Raw genomic sequence first — 17,453 nt, forward strand, 5'->3', positions numbered from 1 at the left:
GGGGCATTAAACAATAAAGTAAAATGCTTCAGTGACCGAACAGGTCACTATCTCTCTCAATGGGGAAGGTGATCTTAAACTCAGTGCCTACACCTAGCTTACTGGTACAATGCACATCGCCTTTTAACACTTGAGTGATCAGATTAAACACGATATATAAACCCAGCCCGCTGCCCCCAGAACCTCGTCTAGTGGTGTAGAAAGGTTCGAACACCATAGACACGGTTTCCGCAGACATGCCTTTACCGTCATCTTTAAAATTAACAACTACCCTGTCCTCAGTCCGTCCAATATGAATGAAGATCTGTCCATCGGTGTCATGTTCAAACGCATGAGTGATGGAATTTAACAGTAAATTTTTGAGCACGAGTTTCAAGGTTTCTGCGTAGGTCGTCACCCGCAGCTCTTTATCGCCTTCAATACTCACTTGGTGATGGGTTAAATCTAACTCAGGTAATATTTCAGTAATACCGTCATCGACATGAGACATCAGATTAAATGTTGTCAGCTCTTCTGATGACACATCCACAGCCACCAGTTTAAAATCTTTTATTAGCTTAGATGCACGATTGAGGTTTGATAAAATCATCTCAGATGACTGAGTGGCTGAATCTAAAAAGCTTGAAACATCCTCCTGTTCGAGCCGACCATCAATAAATTCTTGGTTAAGTTTACCCGTTTCCCCTTGCATAAAAGATGCGGCGGTAACACAAATCCCGATGGGGGTATTGAGTTCATGGGCAACCCCTGAAACTAAACGGCCTAATGACGCCATTTTTTCAGCTTTGATTAATTTGTCCTGAGCCGATATCAAATGCTCCATGGACTCCTGTAGCTCCTTGGTTCTGTCTTTAACTAATACTTCTAGGTTTTCCTTATGTACCCTCAGTTCCTCCTCGGCCTTCTTCTTAGTTTCATAGGCATTATCCAGTCTAAGCCGTTCTTTATAGAGTTCAAGAAACACCCCGACTTTACTCTTCAGAATCTCATCGTTAATGGGCTTCACTAGGTAGTCTACCGCCCCGCTAATATACCCCTTGAACTCGAAGGCCTCATCACGGGCAAAGGCCGTAATGAAGATAACGGGTATATGACAAGTCTTCGGATGCTCTAAGATAAGCGATGCCGCTTCGAAGCCATCCATACCAGGCATCTGAACATCCATCAAGATAAGAAAAAAATCATGTTTGTGGGCGACTGCCAATGCCTGATGACCAGACATAGCTTTCATAAACTCTAAGTTTAATGGGGCTAAAATGCGCTCATAGACTCGTAAGTTATTGGGTTCATCATCGACAATCAGGATTTGAGGGCGGGGATCATTCATGTAATGTCCCCTTAGCCACGCTTATTTCGGGCACATAATCACACTCAGCCAGATAATGCCCCAATGTATCTATGGGGATAATTTTATCGGCAACAACCTTGTCTATGGCGGCTTTTGGCATCACATCGGCCTCGGCAGTCAAAGGATCTTGGACTATGATGAATCCTCCATAATCTTTGATCATTTTCAACCCCAGACTTCCATCAGAATTAGCTCCTGTAAGTATAAGCCCAATCAGGTGATTCTTGTAGCTGGCCGCTGCCGATTGAAAAAGTACGTCAATGGAAGGGATGGAATAATTCACCGGCGGATCGATACTCAGACTCAAAGTTTTATCCCGCTCCACCAGCAAATGATAACCGGCAGGCGCAATGTACGCATGAGCAGGCCGTATCATCTCACCTGGCTCAGCCTCTTTGACCCTAACTGCCGATCTTTCATTTAAATAATCGACCAAAAAACTATCCGCCTCTCTGCATCTGTGCTGAACAATCAAAATAGCTAAAGGATAATCATAGGGGAGCAACGGTAAGATTGAGGTCAATGCATGCAGTCCCCCAGCGGAGGCCCCTATAACCAAAGCTTCATACATGAATAAGCCGCCTGAATATCCGCTCCTTGGCAGCAAACTCTTCAAATGAGGATTTTACCTGACTAAATTCCAGAGTCTCCTTATCTCCGAGTAAGAGAAACCCTCTGGGGATCAAGCTCTCTTTAAACAGGCCCAACACCCTGTCTTGTAACTTGGGATTAAAATAGATGAGCACGTTACGACACACGATCAAGTGCATCTCGGCAAAGGACTGATCTTTCATCAAATTATGATTGGCAAAAGTAATGTGTTCTTTAAGTGATTCGGCCATCTTAGCCGACTTGAATTTAGCCAAATAATAATCGGCAAATGAGGCCTTTCCACCGGATGCTAGGTAATTTTGAGTAAAGAGTTTTACCTTTTCTGCGGGATATATTCCTTTCTCGGCAATCTCCAGAGAATGATTATTGTAATCTGTGGCATAAATCCGCGTACGCGCCAGCAGGCCCTCCTCCTTGAGCATAATCGCCATTGAGTAGACCTCTTCCCCGGTAGCACATCCTGCATGCCAGATATTGACTCGCGCATAAGTCTTAAGCTGGGTAAAAACCTCCTGTCGTACCTTCCTAAACACCTGAGGTTCACGAAACATTTCAGTCACTGTCACCGACATGTCACGTAAAAATAGATCGAAGAAGTCCGGCTCATGTAGAATTTTAGGTAGCATCTCAGACACAAAGCCGAGATCCGAAAGCGATACCCGATTTAAAATCCTTCTTTCCAGAGAAGCTCTGGAATAATCACGAAAGTCATAACCATAACGAAAATTTATCGCCTCAAGCAGTTGATTGACTTCAAACTCAATCATATCTTCGGGTTTCATAATCAAGATAGCATCCCCAAAACCTAGTTCCTAAACAACCAAATCCGCATTATTGAGAGTAATTTATCGAAATCGATTGGCTTGGTCAGATATTCCGACGCGCCAGCTTGTAATGATTTCTCCCTATCCTCGGGCATGGCCTTAGCGGTTAACGCTATGATAGGAATATGTTTATAATGGCTCAGCGCTCTTATTTTCTGCGTCGCTTCATAGCCATCCATCTCCGGCATCATGGTATCCATCAGCACCAATTCGAAATTCTTATCTTGCTCCAACAGCTCTACCGCTTCCTTACCGTTATGAGCCATCTCGACATCGAAGCCTATCTCAATCAATTTTTTCGACAGGGCATAAGTGTTTCTCATATCATCATCGGCCAATAAGACCTTACGGCCCTTAAGCATGGAATCTTCATCGTGGAGTAGATGTATGGTCTTTTGGCTACTGACACAAAATCGAGACTCGATATCATGTAAAAACAGCGAGATATCGTCGAGTAATCGCTCGGCAGAGCCCACCCCTTTGATGACTATGGTGGATGAATATTTATTCAATTCATCTTGCTCCTCATCGGTGATCTCTTTACCCGTATAGATGATCACTGGCGGCACTCGTGTAAGCTCGCTGGCATCGATGCGCTTTAAGACTTCAAATCCACTAAAATCCGGTAACCCCAGATCTAAGATGACGCAATCATATTTTCCTGACATGATTTCATCGACTCCCTGACTGCCATTATCGACACACTTGATATCGATATCACTGTTCTCCAACAGTCTGATGATCGAGGTTTGATTGGCAATATCATCTTCTACCACCAGTACATGACGCAGCTCGGAAGCAGAAAAATTTCTTATCTCATCGAACACTGTTAAGAGCTGTTCCTGACTGACGGGCTTAGTTTGCAGGCCGATCGCGCCCTGAACGAGAGCTGAGTTTTTATCATCACTATGGGCTGAGATAATCTCCACAGGTATATGCCGCGTCTTGAGGCTGAATTTAAGTTGCTCCAACACCTTGTGACCATCGATATCGGGTAGCATGATATCGAGAATGATGCCATCAGGTTGGTACTCCTGTGCCAGATAGATCCCCGTACGTCCATCACCGGCAACCAGGCATTTATAGCCATTCTCTCTGGCATGATCCCGCAATATTTTAGCAAAAACTTTATCATCATCAACGATAAGCAAAGAGCGATCGCCTTCTTGCAGATTCTTTCTATCATCGGATATAAATTCTGGATGGATCTGCATGACGGGGTCATGTTTGGCAATGTCACCTGAGGAGATGCCACTTCTCTTTGAGGGGGAATCAAGTTCATCTACCACAGTTGAATACTTAATCTCAGATAAAATAGCTTCATTGTGTCCCAGAGACTCAGGTTCGACACCATCAGAGTCAAACTTACTGGGTAAATACAAGGTGAAAGTACTGCCTTGATTAGGTGAGCTTTCGAGCTGGATCTCTCCCCCTAACAGGCGCGTCAGCTCCCTGGCTATGGTGAGACCTAAACCGGTTCCGCCATATTTTCTGCTGGTAGAGCCATCTTGTTGCTGGAATGCCTCAAAAATAGCCTGAAGTTTATCTGAAGGTATACCAATACCAGTATCGACCACAGCCAGAGACAGCGCCTTGTTTACATCCAAACTACTATGAGAAAATAAGGTATCGGATCTGACGTAACCTATATTAAGAGAGACAGTGCCGTTCTCGGTGAACTTGAATGCATTCGACAGTAGGTTTCTAAGCACCTGCTCGACCCGCTGGCCATCGCTTGTGATAGTTTGGGGCAGTTTTTCGTCCAAATTAATGATAAATTTCAGGCCACGACTCTTGGCTATCGGGTCAAATACCTGCTTCAGGTTACGGCTAAGCACACTCAAGTTCACCTCTTCGATATGTATGGTGAGCTTGCCCGCTTCGACTTTGGAGAGATCCATAATGTCATTGATGAGACAGAGGAGGTTATTGCCCCCATCGAAAATCACCTTAGCATCTTCGACTTCTGTCTCATCTAAGTGTTTGCTCTTGTTATCGGCCAACCCTTTGGCTAACAGAAGTAAGCTATTGAGTGGCGTCCTGAGCTCATGACTCATGTTAGCCAAAAACTCTGACTTGTATTTACTGGCTAGCGCCAGTTCATTGGCCTTAACTGTGAGGTCTACCTTAGCCGCCTCTATCTCATCTTTTTGGCGCTTAAGAAACACTTGCTTCTCTTCCAACTCTTCGTTAGAGACCTTGAGTTCCTCACTCTGCTGCCTTAGCTCCTCTTCGGAGGTTTTAAGCAATTGAGTCTGTTCCATCAAGCTCTCATTTGAGCTTTTTAGCTCCTCTTGCTGCGCCTGTAATTCTTCCGCTTGCCTTTGGGTCTCAAGCAAAAGGGTCTGTGTTCGCTGTTGGCTCCTAAGGTTATTAATGACGATACCCAGATTACTGCAGATGAGTTCGATGACCTCGACTTGTTCATCACTGAATGTTTGAAATGTTGCTAGTTCAATCACCCCCATCAGTTCCTCTTCAAATAATACCGGAACCACCAGTACATTCATGGGCGTGCTTTCACCCAAACCTGAGTTAATTTGAATATAGTCGCCGGGGACTTGAGTCAATAAGATGGTTTTCTTCTCTTTAGCACACTGACCAACGAGTCCCTCCCCTAAGGGAATAATAGATAATATCGCCTTTCTTTTCTTAAACGCATAACTACCCGACAGGCTCAAGTCATCGCTTTCTTCTCCACAGATGTAGAGCACTCCATGTCCGGCTTGCATCATTTCGGCTAACGCCGAGATAATATTATCTGCCATGACCACAAGCTCTGATGCTCCTTGGGTCAATTCATTAATAATAGACACTTGGTTCTTCAGCTCATTTTGCTTCAAGAGATCATCATTGGTCTGTCTTAGATCTTGCTCATACTGTTTCTCTTTGGTGATATCGCGAACAAAACCTGTAAAAACAGTTTCATCTCCTTGCTTCACCTCACCCACAGTCAGGTACATGGGGAACGTGGAGCCATCTTTCTTTAAACCAATGACTTCTCTGCCTTGACCGATAATTTTTTTCACACCAGTAGTTAAGTAGTTATTTAAATAACTGTCGTGCTCTTCGGTAAATGGGCTGGGCATCAAGGTATTGATCTTATTACCCATCAGCTCATCTGAACGATATTGAAATAGCGCTTCAGCGGCACTGTTACAGGCTATGATCTCGCCTTTACTTGAAATGGACAGAATCGCATCTAAGCAAGTGTTTACCATACCTCTATTCAGTGTTTCACTCTTAACCATTTCTTGCTCAAACTTCTTCTGCTCACTGATGTCACGAATAAAACCAGTAAACACCTTGCCAGTTTCGAGCACAACTTCTCCCACAGACAGAAAAATGGGAAACTGACTGCCATCGCTTCTCAATCCTACCAACTCCCTTCCCATACCTATGACTTTTTTGACACCTGAACTCAGGTAATTTTTAAGGTAGGAATCATGTTCTTCGGTATAGGGACTAGGCATCAACATATTGACTTTATGACCTATCATCTGTTCACTGGTATAGCGAAATAAAATCTCGGTTGCCTGATTACAGGAAAGAATCACGCCTTCAGGGCTGATTGATACAATCGCATCAAGGGAAGTATTTACCAGTCCTTTGTTGAGAGATTCACTTTTTAAAATCTCCATTTCAAACTTTTTCTGCACACTAATATCACGAATAAAACCGGTATACATCACCCCTTCGCCTTGTTTCACCTCACCCACCGAAAGAAATATAGGAAATGTACTACCGTCACTACATAGAGCAACAACTTCTCGGCCCTTGCCGATCACACTCTTAATCCCTGTCTTCTTATATTGACTTAAATAGGAGTCATGTTCTGAATGAAAAGGCTCAGGCATCAACATCTTAATATTATTGCCTATGAGTGCCTTAGCCGAGTACTTGAACATTCTCTCGGTGGCAGAGTTTACCGACAATATTGTGCCCTCATCCTTGATGGAAATGATGCCATCTACCGCGGTATTGACAATGCCTTGATTAAGATTGAGGCTCATGGACAAAGAGGCATTACGCTCATTGATCTGACTCTTCATCTCGTGCAATGCAGTACCTAATCTGTCTTTATCACTCTTGATCACCACTTCCTTGGTAAAATCACCGCTGGCGAGTGCATCGGCCTGATTGGCAACACTGTTTAAATTACGCAGCATCTCCTTTAATGCAAGGCCCAACACATCTTTATCTGACGCTAACTTTGTTACTTGATCTAACTCACCAGCCGCAATTTTTTGTGCCAGGTTGGCTTTATCTTTTAGGGTCACCATCATCTGCTTCATCTCGGCAAAGATACCTTGTGCATTTTCGTCTCCCTTCAGCTCTACATTCAGATCGCCATTGGAGACTTTTCTGGCTATTTCAGCGATATAAGCAGGCTCTCCACCTAACTGGCTCACAATGCGCGTTGTTAACCTGAACGCAATGCCCAAGCCCACAAAGATGGCTAATAATGTGCCGAAGATAGTCGTCTGGGTGACTAAAGACTCAGTGTCTGCCAAAGACTCTTTTCGCAGTGCTAACAATATGAGCTCTGTATCCCTAAATTTTTCTATTTTATCTCGAAACTTATCGAAATAAACTTTACCTTTTGCCTCTCCTACCAGATCAGCCATATCATCCATGGTTTTTGCATCGCCAATCTCCCGCCGTAACTCAATTTGTGACTTCACCACCTCGCTTATCCAACTATCTATGATGGTTTGGCTTCCCGCTAAGGTTGACACTTGCAGCGTGTTATCCGCTACAAACACAGATAACTCTTCCTGCAACTGGTGAAAGCGGACACTTCCCTCTTTATAAGGGTCAAGAAAATGCTCTTGTCCCGACAATAAGAAGCCGCGCATTCCGGTTTCCATATCGACGGCAGCAGCAAGAACGCCTTGAGCCATGGTGATTGCACGATAGGAATGGACCTCTACCTCCTCAAGCCGTTTAAGATCTTGGGTATTTGTGCTGCTCTTGAGTCTATCGTGGCTCTTCTTGACTGACTCTTTTTCACGTTCGATAAAAATCTTTATGTGTGCCCTGAATTTATCGAAATACTGTTTTCCCCGCGCCTGCTTGATCACATCAGCCATGTCATTCATCGACTTGCTGTCACCAATCTCTGCTCTTAAGGCAATCACAGGCTTAGTGACTTCAACGTGCCACTCATCTATGGTCGCCATTATTTCCTCGAGCAGACGCACCTGTTCAGGGTTATCTTCGACATCAATTATCAGTGACTTGACCTGTTCATGAAAGACTTCATCTCCTCTCTCATAGGGAGTTAAGAACTCACTTTTACCCGCCAGCAGATAGCCCCTCATCCCTGTTTCCATGTCTATGGCTATGGTTTCAATTTCTGCCGCTTTAGCTAATACATCATGAGTATGGTTTACCCAATCCAGATCGTCTTCCAGAGACTTAATACTAAAAAACACCACTATAGCGATACCTAGCATAAATGATAAGATCACTGCGTAGCTCATCAACAATTGGGTTCTAAACTTGAGATCAGTCAACATTATTTAACTCCGAGCTTATGCTTAAAAACCAGATGCGCATGATGGATAATAACTTTTCGAAATAGGTCTCTTGCTCTAACGAGTGGAGTTCAATCTGAGTCACGCTCTTCATTAAGGGTTGATCAATTTCGGCCACCTCTTCAATCTCTATGCTTATAAGAGACATTAGCCTCACGGCGTAAGAGCCAACCATGACCATCAAAAAAAGATTGAGCACTCCAGCCAACAGCTGCTTCTTAACTATGGTGAGCTTAATTGAAGAACGTGTTTGAAAGTCAGCCATCTAGAAACCTATATCAGTGCATTTGGCATGCAGATACTTATTTGGCATCCTCTCTAAGCTGGATGGAAAGGACCCATGATATCTATCGGTAACTAAAAGCATAGTTAATAAAACAAAATTATGGGCGGCAGCTAGGATTGGGAATGAGAAAAGATAAGAAAGGCACTATTTTATCTGCTGTAAGAAACTCACCACCTTATCCATATCACGGGTTCGACTCATGGGGGGAAGAGAGTTCAAAAATGCCTGACCATAATCACGATTGACTATGCGATTATCACATAGAATCAACACCCCTTTATCTTTTTCATCTCTGATCAAACGACCAACACCTTGATTAAGTGATATCACAGCTTGAGGCAAAGAGAGCAAAGTAAAAGGATCGCGTCCGTCTCTGGACACACTCTCGGCTCTAGCTCGATACAAGGTGTCACTGGGCGAGACGAAGGGGAGCTTATCGATAATGACACAGCTGAGTAATTTACCACGTACATCGACGCCTTCCCAAAAAGCGCCGGTACCCAGTAATACGGCATTACCGAGTTGCCTGAATTTCTTCATCAGGCTCTGTTTACTGCCCTGGCCTTGAACTAACAAAGGGTATTGAACACGACTTTGAAGGCGAGCAGCCACGGCGTTCATCATACGATGGCTGGTAAACAAGATGAAAGTTCGGCCCTTTGCTGCGTTAATTGCCTTCACAGATACGTCGATTAGTTCCTTAACTGCTGCTTCATGATTACTTACTTTTGAGAGATGACGCGGCACACACAACAAGGCATTGGATCGATAATCGAAGGGGCTTTGCAAAATTAGCTGCTGGCTCTTATCTATGCCTAGCCCCTTAGTGAACAGGCTTAAGTCACGATTAATCTGTAGGGTCGCCGATGTAAAAATCCAGCTTGTATGAGCATCAAATAACTTCTCGCACTCCTTAGCAACATTGATTGGCGCAATACTCAACGTCAGGTATCGGTAACCATATTCAATGCTGTAAGCTGCTTGATTATTTTCACACTGAAAAAACACTCCCATCTTATTCGAGAAAGCCACCAAATTTTCAGTGCATTCATCCAATGCTTCACTACGGCCTAAATGCGCTAATAAGAGGCTCTCCAACACCTTCAACTCTTCTATAATCGCCCAAGAGGCCGATGCTATGTGTTTATTACCCATCAACAGACGCCAATCGGTCGCAAAAGCATCGTACATCTGTTGATGCCAACTTTGTAGTCGGCTGATACAACGAGAAGCTAACTGCTCAATCTGAGCGGAATCTCTCAGCTCAGTTCGATAGACGGTTATGATCTGTTCTAATAAGCTATCTAAGCTTCGAGTTGAAACTCGCTGACCAAAATAGGTCACTGCTATATCGGGTAATAAATGGGCTTCATCGAAAATAACCACATCAGAGTCGGGTAAAAGTTCGGCAAAACCAGTTTCTTTGAGGATCCTGTCGGCGAAGAACAGATGATGGTTCACCACGATAATTTTAGCGTCCATGGCACGGACTCTAGCCTTACGAGTAAAACAAGTCTCATAGTGAGTGCACTTTTTCCCGGTACATTTATCCCGTTGGCTAGCTATGAGTCCCAAGGCATCTGAATTTTCTGACACTGAAGTCAAGCCCCCAAGATCGCCATCAGTAGTCTGCCCCGACCACTGATTTATTCGTAAAAGATCGTCTAATACCTTAGGCTCATGTGATTCACAGGCCTCTAGCTGTTTATCTAATAGCAGTTGGCACAAATAATTACTGCGACCTTTGAGGAGCGCCAGTTTCGGAGCAAGAGCTAACATGTCGAGTAAGGCTGGAAGATCTTTGTAAAAAAGTTGTTCCTGAAGATTTTTACTGCCAGTACTGACGATGATCTGTTTACCGCTTAACAAAGCAGGAATTAAATAAGCATAGGTTTTACCCACCCCTGTTCCCGCTTCGACAACCAGATTGCTTTTGCCATTAATGGCGTTGCTGACCGCTGAGGCCATCTGCTTTTGAACGGTTCGGGTACTGTACCCCTTAATATACTTGGCGAGTACGCCATCGGCATCGAAGGCTTGTTCACTGTCGATTGTCAGTTTGCTTATCAAGGCGTTCACTTATTGAGCTGTAAAGCTAAAAATCATCATTAAACCAGCATTATCCTTGTTTATTACAAGGCATCAAGGCTCAGGAGATAAATTTAAGCAGGAATAAGGAAAGAAAAAGTGGCTGTGCTATGCTAAAAAGCTACGCCCTTAGTGACCATCAGTCGATACCAAGCAGCTATAGCAGTTTAGTCAATAAAAGTAGCCTTGAAGAAGCCCACCAAATTCAGACTAAACTCCTCAGGCTTTATACATCTGTCGATCTGGTCCTTGTATTTAGACTCACTAAGATCGATCTCTTCCATGGCGATAGCTTGTTTCAATCTGGCATTGTAAAAAATACGAACATAAGGATTCAGTGGCTTACTCTTATTGAGTTTACTGATTAGGCCAATTTTTCCACTGTTAAGACAGACTAACGTTCCCACAGGGTAGACACCTAAGCATTGAATAAATTGCTCAACCAAGGCCTCATCATAATAAGTGGGAGATTCCTTAATCAGGTTTTTAAATGCGGTTATCGGATGCATCCCAGATCTATAGACACGCTCCGCAGTCATGGCATCGTAACTGTCTACTATGGCGATCATCAGTCCATATTCAGAGATCTCATCTCCTTCTAATTCATGTGGATAGCCAGTACCATCTATACGCTCGTGGTGCTCCCTCACCATGCTGATGGCGATATCTGAGATCTCTGGAGTCTCTTCCAGCACCCGGAGGCCCAATAACACATGATCTTGCATCATCTTATATTCCACCTGGGTAAACTTCCCCGGTTTATTAAGGATCTCATCAGGTACTAATACCTTGCCGATATCATGAAGAAATGCGCCTAAGGCCAACTCCTCTATGCTTGGCTTATCGAAACCTAAGTGTTTGGCAAAAATCGTCATCAAGATACAGACGTTTAATGAATGCTCAACTAGATACTCATCTTTGATCCGTAGCCGCGACATACAAGATAAGGCGTCTTGGTTTCTAAATATCGAATCCACCATAGCATTGGTGCTCTCTTGCACCGCTTCAACATCGATCACTTTACCTTCAGTGATTGAAGCTAGCATTTTTTGCTGTAACACTTTGGCATTTTGGTAGAGTGTGCTGGCTTGCTTCATCTCCTGTTCGAGTGAAACCTGAGTCTTATCTTTCTGCTGATTTTTGGGCGGTGTTTCAGAGCTAGGCTCCAGCATCACCTTATCGATCTGATCTGTTTTCTTCTCTTTGGACGGATCGACACAGACTCGCTTGACTCCAGACTTAACCAGCTTGCTCACGCCTTCATCATTGAGGATATAGCCTTCAGATTTCATGCTCAACTTTTGATTATCGGTGGAAATAGACACTACATACATACCCGGCCTTAACTCGACGATAGGAATGTCGTTGAATGTATTTTCACTAGTCTTCTCACTTCCCATCCTATTATCGCCTCGGTATTCAGCTATAGATCACATTGGCTAACTTGTGGAAACCTTGACGGTATATGCCAGAAGCCTAAGGTGATGACATGAGTCAAGCTCATCTAAAAGTATAGTCTTCAACCGCGGCAATGAAGGGCGGTTTTATGATAATGCGATTGGTATTATCCAATCGAGAATTAGAGGTTGAACAAGAGTTTATAGCAAGGCTAAATCTGCTAACTTTCGAATACTAATCATGAAATTAGTATTTTCAGGCTCAATCAAATTTAGTTATTAAGTGATAAAAAGCCCCAAAATGGGGCCTGAAAAGTATAGAGCTTGTTAGCTGGTTTTCAAATCCCTCAGATAACGATAAATGGTATGTATAGAGATATCTAATCCCTTAGCCGCTATCTGAGCACTGTCTTTGAGATCGAAAATACCAAGTTCATTGAGGCGTATGACTATCTCACGGTTTTTCTTCGAGGGTGACAGACTACTATCAGCCATCACTTGAGCGCGCACACTTTCGATAGAACTTTGCATCATCTCATCATTACTACGCGCAAATGTCTCAGGAGAGAAACTAGCATCGACCTGTGGTGTAAGTCCCGGGAGCAAGGTCGCCATTACAGACTGAAACGGTGCATCCAGATTCGAGTTAATACACAATAAACCAATAGCATCTTGTTGGGCGTTGCGGATAACAATAGTAATGGAGCGTAAGGTTTTACCGTCCGGGCTCTTAGTCAAATAAGAGTCTGAGATATCCTGACCAGTATTGAGCTTCATCAGTGCCAAGTTAGTGATAGGCGCCCCCACCGAACGACCCGTAATGTGGCCATTGGCTATTTTAGTGATAGAGGGATTGCTCACATCTAAACTGTGAAGCAACACTTCGGTATGCTCGCCATACATAGCGGCAATACCGTCGACGATATTTTCACTGGCTTTAAGGATTGCATGATCTGTTTCACTTAACTCTCGCACTCACCGTCTCCCTGAACATAATCCGCCGACACTGTTCGAATCGGCGGTATAAGGCCTGCTCGTCACATTTAAGCCTATATGACCTATTTAAGCCGACATTATATCAATGATTGTGGTGTCTGTGGAGACCATACCTTGGGTAACTAACTGACCAATATTGCGTATTGTGTGTTCCACATCCTCGGCAACGATACCCTGATCTTGAGCCGCTGTGCTCTGGATGGCCAGCATAAAGGCATTAACAGCGCTGCCGGTCGAGGTCTTGACCTTCATGGCACAGGTCGATTTAGCCCCATCGCACACCATACCGGAGCAATCACTCAAGACATTTTGGATCGCGAAACATGACTGCTGGTAGTTGCCGCCAGCGAGATACACCATGGCCATGGCAGCCGCAGCACTGGTCACTGTGTTACCACAAAATGCCGAAAGAGGCGGATAATAGGACTTAATATAAATCGCCCCCAAATGGCTCATAATTAATGCTCTGGCAAGTAATTCGTCACTGGCCAGATAATGTTTAGCCGTGATCACCACAGGTAAGGTCGCCGCAATTCCCTGATTACCACTGCCATAGTTACTCATGGCCGGAAGGCTGGCGCCTCCCATTCTGGCATCTGATGCCGCTGCTGTTTGCATTAGAATACTATTGGCAAAATCCGCTGTCATAAAACCAGCCTGAATGCTTTTTTCTATGGTTCGCCCAACTTGCAGGCCATATTCATGTTTCAGTCCTTCGGCGGCAAGTTTTGTATTTAACTCGGCAGACTCGAGAATAAAACCAATATCCTCGAAATTAACTTGAGTCGCATAAGCATAGATACCTTCAATGCTGATATCCACGCCATCACAGATCCCAGCCGTCGAGCGTGTAGCACTCACAGCTTTAGCAAACACTATCTCTCCATTGAGGGTTTTCTCTATGATTTGAGTATGGCCACCGGATATCTCAACGCTGGCTACATCATCACCACTCTTCACGCAGACATAACAATAAATAAATTCATCGGTTTGAGTGCGACTCACAGTGACTTTTCCAGCATCTATGAGTGCCTGAGCGACTTCGACCTGAGCAGGCTCGATAGATGCCAACACTTCAAGGCCTGCCTCGGCGTCACCGCCGATGGCGCCCACTGCGGCAGCGATGGCCAGTCCTATTTTACCAGTGCCTGGAACAAACACACCCATGGAGTTTTTATACAGGTTATCGGACACCTGAACTGAGATGCTCTCAGGCTTAGATGCCAACATTGACGCTGCTACAGCGGATGCGTAAGCGGCGCAAATAGGTTCGGTACAGCCCAGTGCAGGCTTGACGACGGCGTTAAGAATGTCTTGGTATTGCTGCCATTGATGTTTCATAGGGTCCCCTCAATGCTCTTGTGTAATAGCAAACAGTCATTTGAGATAATCCAATTGCTCAAGGCTATTTGCATCATTTGCTAAGTAATTATTTACTCAGGCTTTAATTAAGTGCTTTTACTCATTGATTTGTACTACTTGCTAAAAGCGATAGCTTCAATCTCAACTTTGACGCCAAGGGGTAAATCTTTAACGGCAAAACAGCTTCGAGCGGGACATTCAGTACTGAAAAACTCTTGGTAAACCTGATTGAACGCGGCGAAGTCTGCAATATCTGACAAATAACAGGTGGTCTTCAATACTGTGGCTAACTCCCCTCCTCCGGCTTCCAACACCGATTTAAGATTCTCCAGTGACTGACGAGATTGCGCTGTTATGCCCCCCTCGACAACGCCGCCGCTTTGCTTGCATACGGGCAACTGCCCCGAGGTAAAGATGAGGTTGCCATAAGCATTACCGTGGGAATAGGGACCGATGGCTTCAGGTGCGCTGTCTGATGTGATGATCTTTTTCATGATAAACCCTAATTATTTAACTTGTAACAAGCATAAATCCTCAACTATTTTTGCGCAAGTATTTTTGCAGTTTATTTTCACAGACTAAATACAGATCACATAACATCAAGTGAACCACGACTAAAACCCGCTACAACGAGGGAACCACTACAATTAACGCTCACTAAGTTCATTAAAGTGCCATAACTTGATCAACCTCAAATTTATTTGATTTTTTAAAATACTTCTATTGATAAACACCTTTTAGTCAAATATATTTGCATCAAGACAACTTAATTAACTAAGGTCAAACATGAACACACTCATCAAAGGCGGTTTGAAAGCGATCTTCCCCTTATGTATAGGGGCCTTTCCCTTTTCATTTATTGTCGGGGCGATCAGTATCAATGCCGGGATGACATTAATGCAGAGTACTTTCTGGTCATTTACTGTATTTGCAGGCTCTTCCCAAATGGTGGCGCTCGGCTTAATACAATCGTCAGCCAGCATCTTAGTCATCATGATCACCACCTTTATTATCAACCTGCGTCACTTGCTCTATAGCGCATCTTTGTCAGAACACATCAAAGATTATCCAATGCACATAAGAGCACTCATGGCATACGGACTCACTGACGAGGTTTATGCGGCCACCATAGGCGAGGTTAAACAAGAAAAGGCAGGGAGACACTGGTTCTATCTCGCCGCCATGATGGGCTTTTGGATGAATTGGGTATTTGCAAACTTTCTTGGCGCCTTAGTCGGATCTTCCTTCCCAGAGATAGCCCATTACGGCCTGGATTTCGCTATGGTAGCGGCATTTATTGCCATCGTTATTCCCCAAGTTAAGAGTCGTGAGTGCATCGTCGCCGCTATCGTAGCTAGCGTAACAGGCATATTACTCTCTGGGCTGCCCTACTCTTTAGGATTAGTCGTCGCCGCTATCACGGGAGTCTACGCAGGCTATAGAATGGATATTTCAACCGAGAGAATGGCGGCACAAGCCAAGCAAGACACAGAAGTACAATCTCTTCCCGCCGTACACAGTGAGGCTTAAATTATGGAACAAGTTCACAGTCAACTAGATATGAATAACTTCTTACTCATCACCTTAGTGATGGTTCTAGCCACCTTTATCATACGTTTCTCGGTTATCTGTATGGCTGGCTCATTCGACATGCCGGAGAGACTAAAGAAGACCTTAAGGTTCGTACCGGTAACGGTACTTCCGGCAATTATCGCCGTAGAGATCTTAGGCTCAGGCTCCAACATGGAATTTAACTTACATAATCCTAAGGTACTTGCTGCTATTGTCTGTACCTTAGTGAGCCTTCGCTTTAATCTCATCTGGGTTGTGGTGAGTGGTATCGTATCCTTGCTTTTTTTCCAACACTTCTTATGTTAATTCAGATAAATATAGCCCTCCTCAGCTAAACTGATATTGAGTGTAGGGCTGTAAGTCATGTCTGTTTCAATCATTATCCAAGGTAAGAATGCGTTAGCTACGATTTCCAAACCATCGAGGTAACACTTATGCCGTTCGACACCGCCAGCGGTTATATCTGTTAACAACGGCCCTGCAGTGAGCACTCAATGCTACTGGTTTTAATTGCGTTATGAGATTACCGCTAATCACTAACACTAAACCAAGGCCAGAGAAAAGGCTCCACTGATAATCCTCAAAAATACTCGACACCATAAGAGCAACAATCGGCGTGATCAGCATCAGATACGATGCTTGATTTGCGCCTAATCTATCTACCAAGATCAAATACACAGTAAATCCGATCACAGATGCTGGAACAGCCAGATAAACTAGACTCATCAGATATTTAGGACTCATGTCGATTTCAAAACTTAAGCCTTTGAGGGTAATGATGATAAACAACGCAATACACCCATATACCATGGCATAACTCGTCGCGGTAAAAGGTTGAATCTGCTTGCGACTATTATAGATGCTGATCATATTGCCCATAGAGAAACACCAAGTACCCATTAACGACAACATTAAGCCATAAAGCAGATCTTTAGACAGCTCAGCTTGAATGAGATCGACGCCAAACAAGAGGCAAATACCACTCAAGCCCACCACGACACCGAACCAGAAATTCGGTTTGACTTGAGTGCCATAAATTAACCTGCCATGAACGGCATTAAAAATGGGAGCCGTGGCCATCACCACAGCGGTCAAACCACTGGCAATATAATGAGTTGCACCGTAAAAGGCTAGGAAGTTACAACAAAACAAACACACGCCTTGAAGCGCAAAAAACACATGGTTATCTGGCTTAGTTTTCTGAAACTTCTTAAACACAATGCCTATCAAAAACATCAATATTGCTGCGCTGACAAATCGATAAAATATTGAGATTTCTGTGGGTACACTTCCCTCCTGCCATTTAATGGCTATCCAGGAAAATCCCCAAACGAATATCATTAACAAATATAAGATTGCCGTCATACTATGCCTTATTCAAACCCAATGCTTGAGGGGAATTATGACGTCTGAGTCACTCATTATCTG

The 17,453-nt window shown here is 43.9% G+C and carries 13 protein-coding genes; 2 read left to right on the top strand and 11 right to left on the bottom strand.

All coding sequences use genetic code 11. The annotated features are described in order from the left end of the window. Positions 1 to 28: 28 nt before the first annotated feature. The 10 genes from sps_RS06420 to sps_RS06465 all read right to left on the bottom strand — a co-directional run bounded on the left by sps_RS06420 (position 29) and on the right by sps_RS06465 (position 14,947). A complete protein-coding gene (locus tag sps_RS06420; RefSeq protein WP_077751781.1) occupies positions 29 to 1,327 on the bottom strand; it encodes a hybrid sensor histidine kinase/response regulator in 1,299 nt (432 codons plus the stop codon). After that, a complete protein-coding gene (locus sps_RS06425; protein WP_077751782.1) occupies positions 1,320 to 1,919 on the bottom strand; it encodes a chemotaxis protein CheB in 600 nt (199 codons plus the stop codon). The genes sps_RS06420 and sps_RS06425 overlap by 8 nt, the downstream gene beginning before the upstream one ends. After that, complete coding sequence (locus tag sps_RS06430) at positions 1,912 to 2,742, bottom strand: CheR family methyltransferase (RefSeq protein WP_077751783.1); 831 nt, start codon at positions 2,740 to 2,742, stop codon at positions 1,912 to 1,914. The genes sps_RS06425 and sps_RS06430 overlap by 8 nt, the downstream gene beginning before the upstream one ends. 23 nt (positions 2,743 to 2,765) lie before the next feature. Further along, complete coding sequence (locus sps_RS06435) at positions 2,766 to 8,306, bottom strand: PAS domain S-box protein (protein WP_077751784.1); 5,541 nt, start codon at positions 8,304 to 8,306, stop codon at positions 2,766 to 2,768. After that, the gene (locus tag sps_RS06440; protein ID WP_077751785.1) at positions 8,296 to 8,589 is read right to left on the bottom strand and encodes a hypothetical protein; all 294 of its coding nucleotides are present in this window, start codon (positions 8,587 to 8,589) and stop codon (positions 8,296 to 8,298) included. The genes sps_RS06435 and sps_RS06440 overlap by 11 nt, the downstream gene beginning before the upstream one ends. 165 nt (positions 8,590 to 8,754) lie before the next feature. After that, positions 8,755 to 10,689, bottom strand: a complete 1,935-nt coding sequence (locus tag sps_RS06445; RefSeq protein WP_179948394.1) for an ATP-dependent DNA helicase — start codon at positions 10,687 to 10,689, stop codon at positions 8,755 to 8,757. Positions 10,690 to 10,865: 176 nt separating this feature from the next. Beyond that, positions 10,866 to 12,098, bottom strand: coding sequence for an HD-GYP domain-containing protein (locus sps_RS06450; RefSeq protein ID WP_077751786.1), 1,233 nt, complete (start codon positions 12,096 to 12,098; stop codon positions 10,866 to 10,868). A gap of 324 nt (positions 12,099 to 12,422) precedes the next feature. Beyond that, positions 12,423 to 13,070: a helix-turn-helix transcriptional regulator gene (locus tag sps_RS06455; RefSeq protein WP_077751787.1), complete on the bottom strand. Its 648-nt coding sequence runs from the start codon at positions 13,068 to 13,070 to the stop codon at positions 12,423 to 12,425. An 87-nt stretch (positions 13,071 to 13,157) separates the two neighbouring features. Then, complete coding sequence (locus sps_RS06460; protein ID WP_077751788.1) at positions 13,158 to 14,432, bottom strand: L-cysteine desulfidase family protein; 1,275 nt, start codon at positions 14,430 to 14,432, stop codon at positions 13,158 to 13,160. 134 nt (positions 14,433 to 14,566) lie between these two features. Beyond that, the gene (locus tag sps_RS06465; RefSeq protein WP_077751789.1) at positions 14,567 to 14,947 is read right to left on the bottom strand and encodes a RidA family protein; all 381 of its coding nucleotides are present in this window, start codon (positions 14,945 to 14,947) and stop codon (positions 14,567 to 14,569) included. Between the two features lie 292 nt (positions 14,948 to 15,239). Between sps_RS06465 and sps_RS06470 the strand changes: the two genes are divergently transcribed. Next, a complete protein-coding gene (locus sps_RS06470) occupies positions 15,240 to 15,983 on the top strand; it encodes an AzlC family ABC transporter permease (RefSeq protein ID WP_077751790.1) in 744 nt (247 codons plus the stop codon). Positions 15,984 to 15,986: 3 nt separating this feature from the next. Then, positions 15,987 to 16,331, top strand: a complete 345-nt coding sequence (locus sps_RS06475; protein WP_149027230.1) for an AzlD domain-containing protein — start codon at positions 15,987 to 15,989, stop codon at positions 16,329 to 16,331. 126 nt (positions 16,332 to 16,457) lie between these two features. Here the strand turns inward: sps_RS06475 and sps_RS06480 are convergent, their stop codons facing one another. Beyond that, a complete protein-coding gene (locus tag sps_RS06480; protein ID WP_077751791.1) occupies positions 16,458 to 17,390 on the bottom strand; it encodes a DMT family transporter in 933 nt (310 codons plus the stop codon). Between the last annotated feature and the right edge of the window lie 63 nt (positions 17,391 to 17,453).

Origin of the sequence: Shewanella psychrophila (genome assembly GCF_002005305.1) — a bacterium.
In the GTDB taxonomy this organism is placed as follows: Bacteria; Pseudomonadota; Gammaproteobacteria; order Enterobacterales; family Shewanellaceae; genus Shewanella; species Shewanella psychrophila.

What these genes read in the sequence shown, in the direction of transcription:
- sps_RS06420 (WP_077751781.1), bottom strand. Translation starts at nt 1,327, where the DNA reads ATGAATGATCCCCGCCCTCAAATCCTGATTGTCGATGATGAACCCAAT.
- sps_RS06425 (WP_077751782.1), bottom strand. Translation starts at nt 1,919, where the DNA reads ATGTATGAAGCTTTGGTTATAGGGGCCTCCGCTGGGGGACTGCATGCA.
- sps_RS06430 (WP_077751783.1), bottom strand. Translation starts at nt 2,742, where the DNA reads ATGAAACCCGAAGATATGATTGAGTTTGAAGTCAATCAACTGCTTGAG.
- sps_RS06435 (WP_077751784.1), bottom strand. Translation starts at nt 8,306, where the DNA reads ATGTTGACTGATCTCAAGTTTAGAACCCAATTGTTGATGAGCTACGCA.
- sps_RS06440 (WP_077751785.1), bottom strand. Translation starts at nt 8,589, where the DNA reads ATGGCTGACTTTCAAACACGTTCTTCAATTAAGCTCACCATAGTTAAG.
- sps_RS06450 (WP_077751786.1), bottom strand. Translation starts at nt 12,098, where the DNA reads ATGGGAAGTGAGAAGACTAGTGAAAATACATTCAACGACATTCCTATC.
- sps_RS06460 (WP_077751788.1), bottom strand. Translation starts at nt 14,432, where the DNA reads ATGAAACATCAATGGCAGCAATACCAAGACATTCTTAACGCCGTCGTC.
- sps_RS06465 (WP_077751789.1), bottom strand. Translation starts at nt 14,947, where the DNA reads ATGAAAAAGATCATCACATCAGACAGCGCACCTGAAGCCATCGGTCCC.
- sps_RS06470 (WP_077751790.1), top strand. Translation starts at nt 15,240, where the DNA reads ATGAACACACTCATCAAAGGCGGTTTGAAAGCGATCTTCCCCTTATGT.
- sps_RS06475 (WP_149027230.1), top strand. Translation starts at nt 15,987, where the DNA reads ATGGAACAAGTTCACAGTCAACTAGATATGAATAACTTCTTACTCATC.
- sps_RS06480 (WP_077751791.1), bottom strand. Translation starts at nt 17,390, where the DNA reads ATGACGGCAATCTTATATTTGTTAATGATATTCGTTTGGGGATTTTCC.